Origin of the sequence: Microbacterium sp. CFBP 8801, from assembly GCF_014839455.1 — a bacterium.
GTDB lineage: Bacteria > Actinomycetota > Actinomycetes > Actinomycetales > Microbacteriaceae > Microbacterium.
In genome coordinates this window covers 167,530-181,521 of record NZ_JACYNU010000006.1, presented here as the reverse complement: position 1 = coordinate 181,521, position 13,992 = coordinate 167,530, and the positions used below count along the sequence as shown (strand labels likewise).

The following is a 13,992-nucleotide window of genomic DNA, read 5'->3' as shown; positions in this document are numbered from 1 at the left end:
AGAGGGCGAACGGCCGCCCCTGGCGCCGCGGTGATCAGCGTAGCGGCGAGGGGTGACTCAGGAGGTGACCGACAGGGTCTGGCGGGCGATCTCGAGCTCTTCGTCGGTGGGAACCACGAGCACCTCGACGCGCGAGGCGTCGGAGGAGATTCGACGGATGCCGCGCTCGCGCCGCGCGTTGCGCTCGGGGTCGATCTCGACGCCGGCGAAGCCCAGGGTGGCCATCGCCTCTTCGCGCACGCGGAAGGAGTTCTCGCCCACCCCGGCGGTGAACGAGATGACGTCGACGCCGTCGAGCTGCGCCAGGTAGGCACCGGCGTACGCGCGGAGCCGGTGGATGTAGACGTCGAAGGCCAGCTGGGCGGCCGGGTCGCCGGCATCGCGTCGCTCGCCGATGTCGCGCATGTCGCTGACCCCGGCGAGCCCCTTGAGCCCCGACTGCTTGTTGAGCAGGGTGTCGAGGTCGGCGATCGACATGTCGGCTCGGCGCGCGAGCTGGAACAGCACCGCGGGATCGAGGTCGCCCGACCGCGTGCCCATCACGAGCCCCTCGAGGGGGGTCAGGCCCATCGAGGTGTCGACCGAGCGACCGCCTTCGATCGCGGCGGCCGACGCACCGTTGCCGAGGTGGAAGACGATCTGCTTGAGCTCGCCGAGCGGGCGGCCGAGGAAGGCCGCCGCCGACTCGCTGACGAACTTGTGGCTCGTGCCGTGGAACCCGTAGCGGCGGATGCGGTGGGCCTCGGCGACCTCGCGGTCGATGGCGTAGGTGTACGCCTCGGGCGCCAGCGACTGGTGGAACGCGGTGTCGAAGACGGCGACGTGCGGCACGTCGGGGAAGGCCTTCTTGGCCGCCACGATGCCCGCGAGGTTGGCGGGGTTGTGCAGCGGGGCGAGCACCGAGAGCTCGTCGATGTTGATCTCGACGAGGGGCGTGATCACCGTCGGCTCGAAGAAGCGCGCGCCTCCGTGCACCACCCGGTGGCCGACGGCGACGGGCGGGCGCTGCGTGAGCGAGGGTCCGTGCGCGGCGAACGCCTCGAGCATGACGGCGAAGCCCGCCGTGTGGTCGGGGATCTCGCGCTCGATGGTGAAGGTGGCGTCGGTCACCGCGGGTGCGGGGCCGTCGCCGGCGGCCAGGGCCGCCGCCTTCACGGTGTGCTGGGCGACTCCGCCGGTCCCCGGCCCCGTCGAGGGCTCGCCGATGCGCTCCACCAGTCCCGAGGCGAGCACCTGCTCGTGCTCCATGTCGAGCAACTGGTACTTGAACGACGACGAACCGCTGTTGACGACCAGTACGACACTCACGCGGGGCTCCCCTGGGCCTGGATCGCGGTGATGGCGATCGTGTTGACGATGTCGTCGACGAGGGCGCCGCGCGACAGGTCGTTGATGGGCTTGTTGAGCCCCTGCAGCACGGGGCCGATCGCGACGGCTCCGGCCGAGCGCTGCACGGCCTTGTAGGTGTTGTTGCCGGTGTTCAGATCGGGGAAGACGAACACGGTCGCGCGGCCCGCGACCTCGGATCCGGGCATCTTGGCCTGGGCGACCGCGGCGTCGGCGGCGGCGTCGTACTGGATCGGGCCCTCGACGAGAAGCTCGGGGGCTCGCTCGCGCACGAGGGCCGTGGCGGTGCGCACCTTCTCGACGTCGGCGCCGGTGCCCGACTCACCGGTCGAGTACGACAGCATCGCCACGCGCGGCTCGATGCCGAACTGCTCGGCGGTCGCGGCCGACGACACGGCGATGTCGGCGAGCTGCTCGCTGGTGGGATCGGGGATGACGGCGCAGTCGCCGTAGACGAGCACGCGGTCGGCGAGCGCCATGAGGAACACGCTCGAGACGACCGAGACGCCGGGGGCGGTCTTGATGATCTCGAACGCGGGGCGGATCGTGTGAGCGGTCGTGTGCGCGGCACCCGAGACCATGCCGTCGGCCAGGCCCAGGTGCACCATCAGCGTGCCGAAGTACGACACGTCGGTGACGGTGTCGGCGGCCTGCGCGTGGGTGACGCCCTTGTGCGCGCGGAGCCGTGCGTACTCGGTGGCGAATTTCTCGACGTGCACCGCGTCGAAGGGGCTGAGCACCTCGGCGTCGCGGATGTCGATGCCGAGCTCGATGGCCCGCCCGCGCACCTCGATGGGTTCACCGAGGATGGTGAGATCGGCGATGCCGCGCGCGAGCACGGTGGCGGCGGCGCGGAGCACGCGATCGTCGGTGCCCTCGGGCAGCACGATGCGGCGGCGGTCGGTGCGCGCGCGGTCGACCAGGCCGTACTCGAACATGAGCGGGGTGACGACGCTCGGGCGCGCGACGCCGAGCTCGCTCGTGAGCAGCTCGGTGTCGACGTGACGCTCGAACAGCGCGAGGGCCGTGTCGTACCGGTGCTGCGAGTCGGCGGCCAGGCGCCCGCGGGTGTTCATGATGCGCACGGCGGTGTCGTACGTGCCCAGGTCGGTGGCGATGATCGGCAGCGGCGAGCCGAGACCGTCGATGAGACGAACGATCGCGTCGGGCAGTTCGAACCCGCCGTTGAGCACGATGCCGGCCAGGGAGGGGAAGGTGCCCGACGCGTTGGCGAGCAGGGCGGCGAGCAGCACCTCGGAGCGGTCGGCCGGGATCACCACGACCGCGGACTCTTTCAGCCGGGGCAGCACGTTGACCATCGACATGCCGGCGACGACGACGCCCAGCACCTCGCGGGTGAGCAGGGCCGGATCGCCCTTGATCAGCTCGCCCTCGACCGAGCGCAGCACGCCCCGCACCGACGGGGCGATGAGGAAGCGGTCTTCGGGCAGGGCCCAGACCGGCACGCGGCGCCGCTCGGCGGTGTCTGCCACGTGCGCTGCGTCGACGACCTGGCGGACGGATGCCACGACCTCGTCGAGCCGGTCGGCGTCGGCGCGGTTCGCGATGATGGCGAACAGCGCGGCGCGCTCGTGCTGCAGCTCGGAGATCGCCAGCGAGGCGATCTGCCCGACCTCTTGAGGGGTGCGCGCGACCGACAGGCCCAGGGTCTCGCTGTGGCCCTGCTGCGCGCGACCGCCGAGCACCAGCAGCACCGGTGCGCCGAGGTTGGCGGCGATGCGCGCGTTGTAGGCGAGCTCGGCGGGGCTGCCGACGTCGGTGTAGTCGCTGCCGATGATGACGACGGCGTCGCACTGGGCCTCGACGGCCTTGTAGCGCTCGACGATGCGGGCGAGCGCGGCGTCGGCGTCGTCGCGCACGTCGTCGTAGGTGACGCCGACGCAGTCGTCGTACGCCAGGTCGACGCTGTCGTGGTCGAGCAGCATCTCGAGCACGTAGTCGCGCTCGGCGGTGGATCGCGCGATGGGCCGGAACACCCCCGCGCGCGGGGTGACGCGGCTGAGTGCGTCGAGCACTCCGAGCGCGACGGAGGATTTGCCCGAGTGCCCCTCGGCGGACGTGATGTAGATGCTCTGCGTCACGCAGCCAGCCTATTGCGGCCCGGGGACATCGCACCGGGGTTGCTTCGGCGTCGAGTGATCGGGATTCGCCCGCTCAGGTCTCGCGGCGCGCCCCCGTGCCGATCAGCCGCGCGCCCGCCCGGGTCAGCTCGTCGGCGAGGACCGCGTCGCCATCGAGATCGGCGACCACTCCCGCCACCGCGTCGAGGGGGAGGATGCCGAATCGCGAGGCCGCGCCGAGCTTCTCTTCGCTCGCGAGCACGAACGTCTCGGCGGCCCGCTCGGCGAGCACGCGTTTCATCGCCGCCTCGTCGGCGTCGCCGGTGGTGAATCCCGCCGACGGGTGGACGCCCGTGACGCCGAGGAAGAACACGTCGGCGCTGATCCCCCGGGCGGACTCCGCGGCCGCAGCCCCGCACGCCACGGCGGAATGTTTGAAGAGGCGCCCGCCGAGCATGACGACCTCGGCGTCGTGGTGCAGCAGCGCCGCCGCGACCGTGGGCGAGTGCGTGATGAGCGTGCCAGCGAACGTGCGGGGCAGCGCGTCGACGAGCGCGAGCGTCGTCGTGCCGCCGTCGAGCAGCACGGTGGCGCCGGGTTCGATCAGGGCCACCGCGGCCTCGGCCACGCGCGTCTTGCTGTCTCGGGCGACACGGGCACGGGTGTCGTAGTCGGCGACCGCCGGCGAGGCCGGCAGTGCACCGCCGTAGACGCGCACGGCGAGGCCCGCGGCATCCAATTCTCGGAGGTCGCGACGGATGCTGTCCTCGGAGAGGCCGAGGTCGAGCGCGACGTCTTTCACGACGAGGCGCCCGTCTCGGCGCAGGCGGTCGAGCAGGGCGTCTCTGCGAGCGGCGGGGAGCAACACGCTTCGCATTCTTTCACGTTTCTGCATTATCGTTCCGAATCATGGCTGACCTCTCCCCCGCACACCCCGGCACCACCGTCCCCGACCACCGCGGCCGCACGGGCCTGCACCTCACCGGACTCGACCTCGACCGCAACCCCCGCGTGCAGGTCACCGACGTGGAGCTCCTCGCCGCCGGGTGGCACGTGCTGCGCGCGACGACCTTCCGCTACCGCGACGATCGCGGCGAGTGGTCCACCCAGACGCGCGAGACCTACGACCGCGGAAACGGGGCGACGATCCTGTTGTTCGACCCGTCACGGCGCACGGTGCTGCTCACCCGGCAGTTCCGCTACCCCGTGTACGTCAACGACCACCCCGACGGGATGCTGATCGAGACCGCGGCGGGGCTCCTCGACGACGACGACCCCGTCACCGCGATCCGCCGCGAGGCCGAGGAAGAGACCGGGGTGCGGGTCGCCGAGGTGCAGGACGTGTTCGACGTCTACATGAGCCCCGGCTCCGTCACCGAGCGCCTGCACTTTTTCGCCGCCCCCTACGACGGCGCGAGCGGAGTCGGCGCACACGGGGGTCTGATCGAGGAGGGCGAAGAGATCGAGATCCTCGAGTACGACATCGATCACGCCCTGTCGATGATCCGCGGCGGCGCGATCCAGGATGCGAAGACCATCCTGCTGCTGCAGTGGGCGGTGCTCGACGGACCCTTCGCGCGGGCCTGAGACGAGGCGCCGCACGGGCGTCGGGGCAAAAGAAAAGACCCTCCGCGCACCCGGTAGAGCCTGGTTACCCTTGCTACGTTTCCGTCCTGGGGGAGTTGGCCGGGATACCGCCACGCGGAGAGCCGTGTACAGCTTACCCGACGGGAACGGGCGCTCGTGGTCACCCCCACCGTCCCCGGCAGGGCACCCGCGAACGAACGATGCGGCCGGGGGCATCTCGCACCCCGGCCGCACCGCGTCTCTCTCGCGCCCGACGGCGCCCGTCGTCAGCGCTTCAGCCGCAGCGTCACCAGCTGGAAGGGGCGCAGGTCGAGCTCGACCGCGCCGCCCGCGACGTTCGACACCGCGACGGCGTCGGTCTCGCGTTCGAGCAGATCGGTCTCGATGACGCCGTCGACCTCGAAGCCCGCCTCGAGCCGCGCGTGCGAGCGCTGGCCGAGGGCCTCGTACAGGCGGACGATCACGTCTCCCGAGCCGTCCTGCGCGAGCTTGACCGCCTCGACGACCACGCCGGGCTCGTCGATCGCGACGAGCGGGGCGACCGACTCCTCGGCCGCGTCGGCCACGACGCGGGCCGGCAGGTTGGTGCGGTAGCCCTCGGCCACCGCGTCGACCACGTCGGCGCCGACGACGATGCCCACCTCGAGGTGATGCGCGCCCTGATCCTGACCGGGGTCGGGGAAGACCGCCGAGCGGATGATCGACAGGCGCACCAGCGAGTACGTGCCGCCCGCCGCCCGCTCGTGCCGCGTGATGTCGTGGCCGTACGTGGAGTCGTTCGTCACCGCGACGCCGAAGCCGGGCTCGGCGACACGCACCCAGCGGTGCGCGGCGGTCTCGAAACGCGCGGCATCCCACGACGTGTTCGTGTGGGTCGGGCGCACGATGTGCCCGAACTGGATCTCGGATGCCGCGCGGTCGGTGTGCACGTCGACGGGGACGCCGAGCTTGAGCAGCTTCTGCTGCTCGTGCCAGTCGACGTCGAGCGACAGACGCACGGTGCGCGCCCCCTCGCCGAGCGCGATGCGCGTGACGAGAGTTGATTCGCCGAAGGATCGCTCGACGACGAGGGCGTCGCCCTCGATGCGTACGCTGTCGGCCGCGTCGAGGGGCGTGACGTGTCGGCGGTACGTCTCGTCGATGTCCCACGCGTCCCACTGGGTGGGCGTGTCACGGAACACCTCGAACAGTCCCGCCACCTGCCCCGTCGGAACGACCTCGCGACCGGATGCCAGATCCACGAGCGAGACGATCAGGCCCCGGCCGTCGATCTCGGCGCGCACGATGCCGTTGTCGAGCACGAACGCCTCGCCCGCGGCGCGCGGGGCGACGTCGCCCGCGGGCGTGACGGGGGCGATCGCGAGCGCGGGGGCGCCGGCGCGACGGTGCGGGGCGGCGTTGGCCACGACCGCTCGGTCGCCGGTGCCCACGAGGGCGCGGAGGCTGTCGGCGATGACCTGTTCGAGCTCGGCGGCGATGGCCTCGTAGTTGCGCTCGGCGTCGCGGTGCACCCAGGCGATCGAGGTGCCGGGCAGGATGTCGTGGAACTGCTGCAGCAGCACCAGACGCCACAGCCGCTGGAACGTCTCGGCCGGGTAGGCGGCTCCCGTGCGCACGGTCGCGGTCGCCGCCCACAGCTCCGCCTCGCGCAGCAGGTGCTCGCTGCGACGGTTGCCCTGCTTGGTGCGGAGCTGGCTGGTGTAGGTGCCGCGGTGGAACTCGAGGTACAGCTCCCCCGCCCAGACGGCGGGGTCGGCGTACTCGGCCTCGGCCGTCTCGAAGAACTCCCGCGGGGTGGAGTGCTTCACGATCGGCGCGCCCTCGAGCGAGTGCGTGCGGGCGATCGTCGCGGTCATCTCGCGGGTGGGTCCGCCGCCGCCGTCACCGAAGCCGTAGGGCAGGAGCGAGGTGCGCGCACGACCCTTGTCCGAGAAATTGCGCTCGGCGTGGGCGAGGTCGGCCGCGGTGACCTCGGAGTTGTACTTGTCGACCGGCGGGAAGTGGGTGAAGATGCGCGAGCCGTCGATGCCCTCCCAGCGGAAGGTGTGGTGCGGGATGCGGTTGGTCTCGTTCCACGAGATCTTCTGCGTGAGGAACCAACGCGCCCCCGCGGCCTTCATGATCTGCGGCAGCGCGCCGCTGTAACCGAACGAGTCGGGGAGCCACACCTCTTCGGTGTCGATGCCGAACTCGTCGAGGAAGAACGTCTTGCCCTCGACGAACTGACGGGCCATGGCCTCGCCGCCGACCATGTTGGTGTCGGACTCGACCCACATGCCGCCCACGGGCACGAAGCGCCCCTCGGCGACACGCGCCTTCAGCCGCTCCCAGAGGGCCGGGTAGTGCTCCTTCATCCAGGCGAACTGCTGCGCCGACGAGCTCGCGAACACGAACTCGGGGTCTTCGTCCATGAGCGAGAGCACGTTGCTGAACGTGCGCGAGACCTTGCGAGCGGTCTCGCGCACCGGCCAGAGCCAGGCCGAGTCGATGTGGGCGTGGCCGACGGCGTGCAGCACGTGCGCACTGGATGCCGCGGGCGCGGCCATCAGCGGAGCCAGCACCTCGCGGGCGACCGGGGCCGTGCCCGCGACGTCGTCGGGATCGACCGCGTCGATCGCGGCATCCATGCCCTGCAGCAGGGTCGCGCGGCGCGCGGAGGTCGCGTCGAGTTCGGCGAGCAGGCCCTGCAGCAGACGGAAGTCCTGCAGCAGCTCCCACACGGCGAGGTCGCGCAGACCGATCGACATGTCGCGGAGCGTATAGAGAGGAGCGTCGCCCGCGGTGGCGAGGTCGCCCAGGTGCGTGGGCTCGAAGGTGAAGAGGCTTCCCACGTCGGGGTTCGACGCGGCCTCGACGAGCACGTCGACGCGGCCGTCCGCGTCGAGGGCCGCCGGGGTGGCGTTGTTGAACGGCGAGACGCCCTTGATCGGCGCCCCGTCGCGGTTCCAGACGAGGGCCTCGCACTGGAAGCCGCTCTGGCCGGCGGTGAAGCCGAGGTCGATGACCAGCTCGGCCACCGTGCCCTCGGGCAGGTCGCCCGCGGCGTCGCGCCAGTGGGTCGGGATCCGACCCGACACGGCGAACCAGGTGGTCCCCCACGCCCGGCCCCACGGCGTGCCGACGGCGAAGGGACGGTATGCGGCATCCCGGGCCTCGGCGAAGGTCACGGGCTCGCCCGGGGCCTCCCAGGCCGAGACGTCGAGGGGTTCGCGCGTGCGGTAGACGGCGGGGGCGAGCCGCTCGCGGATGAAGCGGTCGATGCGCATCTCGATGAGCGCGGTGCGGTCGTGCATGGAATGTTCCTTGTCTGGGGGGACGGGTCAGCCCTTGACGGCGCCGGCGAGTGCCGACGGGCCACCGAGGCCGCGCTGCACGAGGACGTACAGGCCGAGGACGGGAAGGGAGTAGACGATCGAGTACGCGGCGAGCTGGCCGTACGCCACGGCTCCGAACGACCCGAAGAAGTTGAAGATGCTGACGGCCGCCGGCTGGTAGTCGGGGCTGAGCAGCAGTACGAAGGGCACGAAGAAGTTCCCCCACGCCTGGATGAACGTGAAGATGAACACCACGGCGATGCCGGGGCGCATGAGCGGGAGCACGATCTGCACGAGCGTGCGCATCGAACCCGCGCCGTCCATCCATGCGGCGTGCTCGAGCTCGACGGGGACGCCGTCCATGAAGTTCTTCATCATCCAGATCGCGATGGGCAGCGCGCTGGCGGTGAGGAACAGGATCGTCCCGCCGACCGAGTCGATGAGGTTCAGCTGAACGAACAGGCTGTAGACGGGCACCATGATCGCCGTGATCGGCAGGCACGTGCCGAACAGCACCGCGTAGAGGAACGGCTTTCCGACGCGCATCTTGTAGCGCGACAGCGGATACGCCGCCAGCGACGCGAGCACGACCGTCGCGATCGCGGTGCCACCCGCGAGCATCACGCTGTTCCACAGCGGCAGGAACAGCAGGTCGGGCTTCATCACGGCGGCGAAGTTGTCGAGCGTGACGACCTCGGGCATCTTGATCGCCAGCGTCGGCTGCGCGTCGAGCGAGGCGGTGACCAGCCAGATGAGCGGCACCACGAACAGGATGGCGACGACGATCAGCAGCGTGTTCGAGAGCCAGCTCAGCACGCGGGTGCGGGGCGACGACAGGGACGCCTTCGTGCGCTTCGGTGCTCGGGCGGCGGACCGGGTGCGGCCCGACACCTCGGGGAGTGTGGCGGTGGTCATGACGAGACCTCCTCGCGCAGGGCGCGGACGTAGAAGAAGGAGAAGACCGCACCGATGAGCAGCATGATCGTCGCGATGGCCGTGCCGTAGCCCAGCTCGCCGAACTTCAGACCCTGCTGGTAGGCGAGGATCGGCAGCGTCGTGCTCTTGTTGCCCGGGCCACCGCCGGTCATGACGAAGATCAGGGTGAAGACCGAGAGGGTCTGCAGGGTGACGATCATCGAGTTGGTGCCGATGGTGGAACGGATCATCGGGATCGTGATGAAGAAGAGGCGCTTGATGCCGCTGGCACCGTCGACCTCGGCGGCCTCGGTGATCTCGGGCGGGACGTCGGCGAGGGCGGCCGAGTAGACCATCATCGAGAACGCCGTGCCCCGCCAGATGTTGGCGAAGATGATCATGAGCACCGGCATCGTGAACAGCCAGCTCACCGGCTCCGCACCGAAGATCGCGAGGATGCCGTTGAGCGTGCCGTTGTCGCGGAAGAAGGCGTACGCGGCGAACGCGGCGACGATCTCCGGCAGCACCCACGCGGTCACGACGATCGTGCCGACCACCGCGGTGACGACCCGGTTCGCCGAGCGCATCATGAGCGCCAGAGCGAGGCCGAGCACGTTCTGACCGATCACGGCGGAGAAGAACACGAACACGATCGTGTTGATCACCGAGACCGGGAAGTCGGGGGCCTGGAAGAGCTGCGTGTAGTTGTCGAACCCGATGAACTGCGAGTCCACGGCCGTCGACCCCGAGAGGGTGGCGTTGGTGAGGGAACCCCACAGCGACACCAGGATGGGGCCGAGCAGGAACACCGCGAGCAGCAGGGCTGCCGGCAGAAGGGGGAGCGCCCGGGCCGACGACCGGAGGCCGCGCGTCTTCACGCGCGACCCCCGGCCGGTTCCGGTCGCCCCGGGGGAAGCCAGGGCGGTCACGATCAGCCCTGCTGGGTGTTCTCTTCGCCGACGATGCCGATGACGGCCTGGTCGTAGGCGGCGGCGGCGTCATCGACGCTGGACTGGCCCGTCATGACGGCCTCCATGGCGACCTGGATCTGGTTGGAGATCTTGTCGTAGTCCTCGGTGGCGGGGCGGAAGTGGGTGGTGTCGACGAAGCTCGAGAAGGTCTTGAAGCTCGGGTTCGCGTCGAGGTACTCGCTCGACTCGGCGACGTCGGCACGCACGGCGATCTGGCTGTTGTCGATGCCGTACGCGGTGGCGTTGTCCTTGTTCACCGCGGTCGAGAGGAAGTCCCACGCGGCGTCGGCGTTCTTGGTGTTCTTGCCGATCGCGAGGGTCCAGCCGCCCGACATGCTCGTGGAGCCGGGAGCCTGACCGTCCTGGGTCGGCATGGCGGCGATGCCGAGGGCGTCGCTCCACTCCGGCCACGCGGCCGAGCCGCCCTCGACCCACGCGGCCGACTGCCACGAGCCGTCGAGCGCCATGGCGAGCTTGCCCGACGGCAGCCAATCGGCCGTCACGCTGGTGAAGATGTTGGGGTCGAGCGCCTGCTGCAGCGACGGGCCGAGGCCGCCCTGGTAGACGTCGGAGACGAACTGCAGCGAATCCTTGAAGCCCTGGCTGCCGACGACCCACTTCTTGGCGTCGGTGTCGTAGAGCGTGTCCTCGGTGCCGTAGAGCAGCATCTCGAGGCCCTGCATGGACGCGGCCTCACCGGCGGTCTTGCCGGAGTAGACGTTGAGGGGGATGACGTCGGGGTTCGAGGACTTGACCTTCTCGGCGGCCGAGAGCACGTCGTCCCAGGTCTTCGGCTGCCACGGCACGGGAATGCCGGCGGCGGTGAAGACGGCCTTGTTGTACCAGAGGCCGCGGGTGTCGGTGCCGAGCGAGACGCCGTAGGTCTTGCCGTCGGGTCCGAGGCCGGCCTGCTTGGCGCCCTCGGCGAACTGCGACCAGTCCTCCCACTTCGCGAGGTAGTCGTCGAGGGGCAGCAGGTAGCCGGCGGCCGCGTCGGACTGGATCTTGAACGTGTCTTCGTACTGCACGTCGGGGGCGGTGCTGGCCGACTTGTTCATCAGCGCGAGCTTCGTGTAGTAGTCGGCGCCCTCGGCCTGGATCGGGACGAGCTCGACCGTCATGCCCTCGTGCGCGGCCTCGTACTGCGTCTTGGCGTTCTCCATCAACGTCTGCATCGAGTTGAAGGTCGCCGTGGTCTGGTACGCCACGCGGATGGTGTTCGCGTCGCCCGCGTCGCCGCTGCCGCCGGAGCAGCCGGCCAGGGCCACGGTCAGGGCGGTCGCGGTCAGAAGACCGCCCGCCATCGTCAGTTTCTTCATGGAAGCTCCCTTGCTCGGGTGGAGACACCGCGTCGCCAGAACCTTTTATAAATCAAATGGACTAACTCGGCAAGTCGCGCGGCTGCCACCGACGTAACGATCCGGACACGGCGCGCTATGACCCGCGGGATTCCGGGTCAGATCGCGATCATCATGCGCGCCGGGCGAGCCGCGAAGGCCCCGTCGAGCATGAGGCAGGCGGCGCCGACGGCCGCGACGTCGAGGCCCACGCTCGAGGCGCGGACGACGATCGCCCGCGTCGACGTCGACACCGGGTCGGTCGCCACGCGGGTGGCGACCGTGTCGTGCAGCACCTCGGCCAGACGCTCCCAGACGGGCCCCCCCAGCACCACCTCGTCGACGTCGAGCAGGTTGTTCGTCACGACCAGCGCGCGCGCGATCCGCTCCCCCGTGCGCTGCAGCACCGCGACGGCGGGAGCGTGCCCGTCGCGTGCTTCGCGCACGAGACGGTCGAGATCGGGGCGCGTGTCGTCGGCGGAGACCGCGTCGTAGCCCGCCTCGGCCAACAGCACGCGCGGCTCGATCGACACCCCGAGGCACCCGCGCGACCCGCACGCGCAGGGCGGTCCGTCGGGATCGACGACCACGTGCGCGATGCCGCCGGCGTTGCCGGTGCGTCCGCGCACCGGAGCGCCCGAGATGGCGACTCCCAGGCCGACTCCGGCGCCGTAGTACAGGAACATCGCGTCGCTCAGCACGTCGGAGCGGTCGAACCACATCTCGCCGATCATGGCCGCGGTGACGTCCTTCTCGACGACGACGGGAAGCCCGGTCACCGCCCCGAGATCCTCGCGAACGTGGACGTTGTGCCACTGCGGAAGCAGGGGCGGGTCGAGCAGCCGGCCCCCGCGCGCGTCGAAGGGGCCCGGGGCCGCAACGCCGACGCCGAGCACGCGTTCCCGCGGGATGCCGGCGCGCTCGACGATCGCGTCGACGGCGGCGCCCACGGCCTCCACGAGCTCAGCGGCATCGGCGTGCGGCAGACGCGGGATCTCGTCGTGCGCGATCACCTCGCCCGCCATGTCGACGACCACGATCGTGTCGACGACGGGGTCGAGGTGCACCCCGACCGCGAAACGCGAGCGCGGCTGCAGCTTGAGCAGGGTGCGGGGCTTTCCCGGTCCCGAGATGACCTTGCCGGCCTCGACGATGAGTCCCTCGTCGGCGAGACGGCGCGTCACGTTGCTCAGCGTCTGGGCGCTCAGCCCCGTGCGTGCCGAGAGCTCCACGCGACTGAGCCCCTCGGGCGAGCGGCGGATGAGGTCGAGCACCAGCGTCTGGTTGTACTCGCCCACGGCGGGCAGGTTGGATCCCGTACGCATGGCCCCGCCTCCGCTCGTCGGTCCGCGGCGCGGGCCCTGCGCCTCAGATTACGCCCGAGCGGGGATCGACCCCACGCGGCGCAGCGACACCGTGGGAGGTCAGGACTGCAGCGCCAGCGCCGCCGCGCCGAGCAGCGGACCGTCACCGTCGAGACCCGAACCCACCACGCGGCACCGGCGGGCGTAGGCGTGCAACGACGCCGCGTGGGCTGCGGCGCGCACCTGATCGACGTAGTCGGGGGCGACCTGGGAGAACCCGCCGGCGATGGCCACCGCCTCGAAGTCGCAGAGCGTCGCCGCCGCCGCGATCGCCTGCCCGACCGCGGTCGCCGAGCGGCTCACGGCCGCGATCGCGATCGCGTCTCCCGCGGCGTGCGAGGCCGCCAGATCGAGACCCGTCTCGCCCGTCCAGCCCTGGGTGCGCGCCCACGCGACGGTGCCGGGCCCGGCGGCGACGGCCTCGAGCGTGGAGGCCACGACCTCATCGCCCTCGATCGTGCGCACGAAGGTCTGACCGAGGTGCCCCGCGTTGCCGCTCGCACCCGTGACGGGGTGGCCTCCCAGCACGAAGCCCCCGCCGACCCCGGTCGACACGACGATGGCCATCGCGTCGTCGCACCCGACCAGGGCGCCGCGCCAGTGCTCGGCGAGCGCGATGCACGTGCCGTCGAGGGCGAGGTGCAGGGGGCCGTCGACGAGGCCCGCCAGGACGTCGTCGATCGGAAGGCCCGCCGCCAGCGGCAGATTCAGCGGCGAGACCGAGCGCGACGGCAGGTCGACGGGACCGGCGCTGCCCACCCCGATCGCCCCGACGGTGGCCCCGGGGACCGCGGCGAGCGCTTCTTCGGCGGCTGCGCGCACGTTGCTCGCGATGGTCGCGCGATCGTTCTCGCGGCCGGTCGGACGGCGGGTCACGCTCTCGCGCACCACCTCGCCCGAGACCGACACGAGGGCCGCATCGACCTTGGTCCCGCCGATGTCGACGGCGAGCACGTGGGTGAAAGCGGGCAGGGACGGGGTGGCATCGGACATGCGCGGCTCCTCGGGTGGATCAACGCTCCCCGATCCTAGGGGCCGGTGCATCGGCCGAGTGACGCCTGGGCACCCGCTGGTTT

At 70.9% G+C, this 13,992-nt stretch carries 10 protein-coding genes, 1 other RNA gene and 1 pseudogene; 1 reads left to right on the top strand and 11 read right to left on the bottom strand.

The window, feature by feature from the left end:
• Positions 1-57: 57 nt before the first annotated feature.
• The 3 genes from IFR11_RS09665 to IFR11_RS09655 form a co-directional block, all read right to left on the bottom strand.
• A complete protein-coding gene (locus tag IFR11_RS09665; protein WP_191916000.1) occupies positions 58-1,308 on the bottom strand; it encodes an acetate/propionate family kinase in 1,251 nt (416 codons plus the stop codon).
• The gene (gene pta / locus IFR11_RS09660) at positions 1,305-3,449 is read right to left on the bottom strand and encodes a phosphate acetyltransferase (protein WP_191915999.1); all 2,145 of its coding nucleotides are present in this window, start codon (positions 3,447-3,449) and stop codon (positions 1,305-1,307) included. Before pta ends, IFR11_RS09665 begins: the two co-directional genes overlap by 4 nt.
• Positions 3,450-3,522: 73 nt before the next feature.
• Positions 3,523-4,296, bottom strand: a complete 774-nt coding sequence (locus IFR11_RS09655; RefSeq protein ID WP_342030281.1) for a DeoR/GlpR family DNA-binding transcription regulator — start codon at positions 4,294-4,296, stop codon at positions 3,523-3,525.
• Positions 4,297-4,337: 41 nt separating this feature from the next.
• Between IFR11_RS09655 and IFR11_RS09650 the strand changes: the two genes are divergently transcribed.
• Complete coding sequence (locus IFR11_RS09650; RefSeq protein WP_191915998.1) at positions 4,338-5,015, top strand: NUDIX domain-containing protein; 678 nt, start codon at positions 4,338-4,340, stop codon at positions 5,013-5,015.
• Positions 5,016-5,045: 30 nt separating this feature from the next.
• Here the strand turns inward: IFR11_RS09650 and ffs are convergent.
• The 8 genes and pseudogenes from ffs to IFR11_RS09615 form a co-directional block, all read right to left on the bottom strand.
• Positions 5,046-5,142: signal recognition particle sRNA small type (gene ffs / locus IFR11_RS09645), an RNA gene on the bottom strand.
• A 139-nt stretch (positions 5,143-5,281) separates the two neighbouring features.
• Complete coding sequence (locus tag IFR11_RS09640; protein ID WP_191915997.1) at positions 5,282-8,308, bottom strand: alpha-mannosidase; 3,027 nt, start codon at positions 8,306-8,308, stop codon at positions 5,282-5,284.
• Between the two features lie 27 nt (positions 8,309-8,335).
• Positions 8,336-9,244, bottom strand: a complete 909-nt coding sequence (locus tag IFR11_RS09635) for a carbohydrate ABC transporter permease (RefSeq protein WP_244630687.1) — start codon at positions 9,242-9,244, stop codon at positions 8,336-8,338.
• Positions 9,241-10,173 carry a carbohydrate ABC transporter permease gene (locus tag IFR11_RS09630; protein ID WP_055838512.1) on the bottom strand — a complete coding sequence of 311 codons (933 nt, stop codon included), beginning with the start codon at positions 10,171-10,173 and terminating at the stop codon, positions 9,241-9,243. Before IFR11_RS09630 ends, IFR11_RS09635 begins: the two co-directional genes overlap by 4 nt.
• Positions 10,174-10,175: 2 nt before the next feature.
• Positions 10,176-11,534 carry an extracellular solute-binding protein gene (locus IFR11_RS09625; protein ID WP_055838514.1) on the bottom strand — a complete coding sequence of 453 codons (1,359 nt, stop codon included), beginning with the start codon at positions 11,532-11,534 and terminating at the stop codon, positions 10,176-10,178.
• Positions 11,535-11,671: 137 nt separating this feature from the next.
• On the bottom strand, positions 11,672-12,589 hold the full coding sequence (locus tag IFR11_RS09620) for an ROK family protein (RefSeq protein ID WP_342030283.1): 918 nt from the start codon (positions 12,587-12,589) through the stop codon (positions 11,672-11,674).
• A gap of 123 nt (positions 12,590-12,712) precedes the next feature.
• A pseudogene (locus tag IFR11_RS16780) lies at positions 12,713-12,883 on the bottom strand (MarR family transcriptional regulator); the annotation flags it as partial.
• A gap of 93 nt (positions 12,884-12,976) precedes the next feature.
• Positions 12,977-13,909 carry an ROK family protein gene (locus tag IFR11_RS09615; protein ID WP_055838521.1) on the bottom strand — a complete coding sequence of 311 codons (933 nt, stop codon included), beginning with the start codon at positions 13,907-13,909 and terminating at the stop codon, positions 12,977-12,979.
• Positions 13,910-13,992 lie beyond the last annotated feature (83 nt).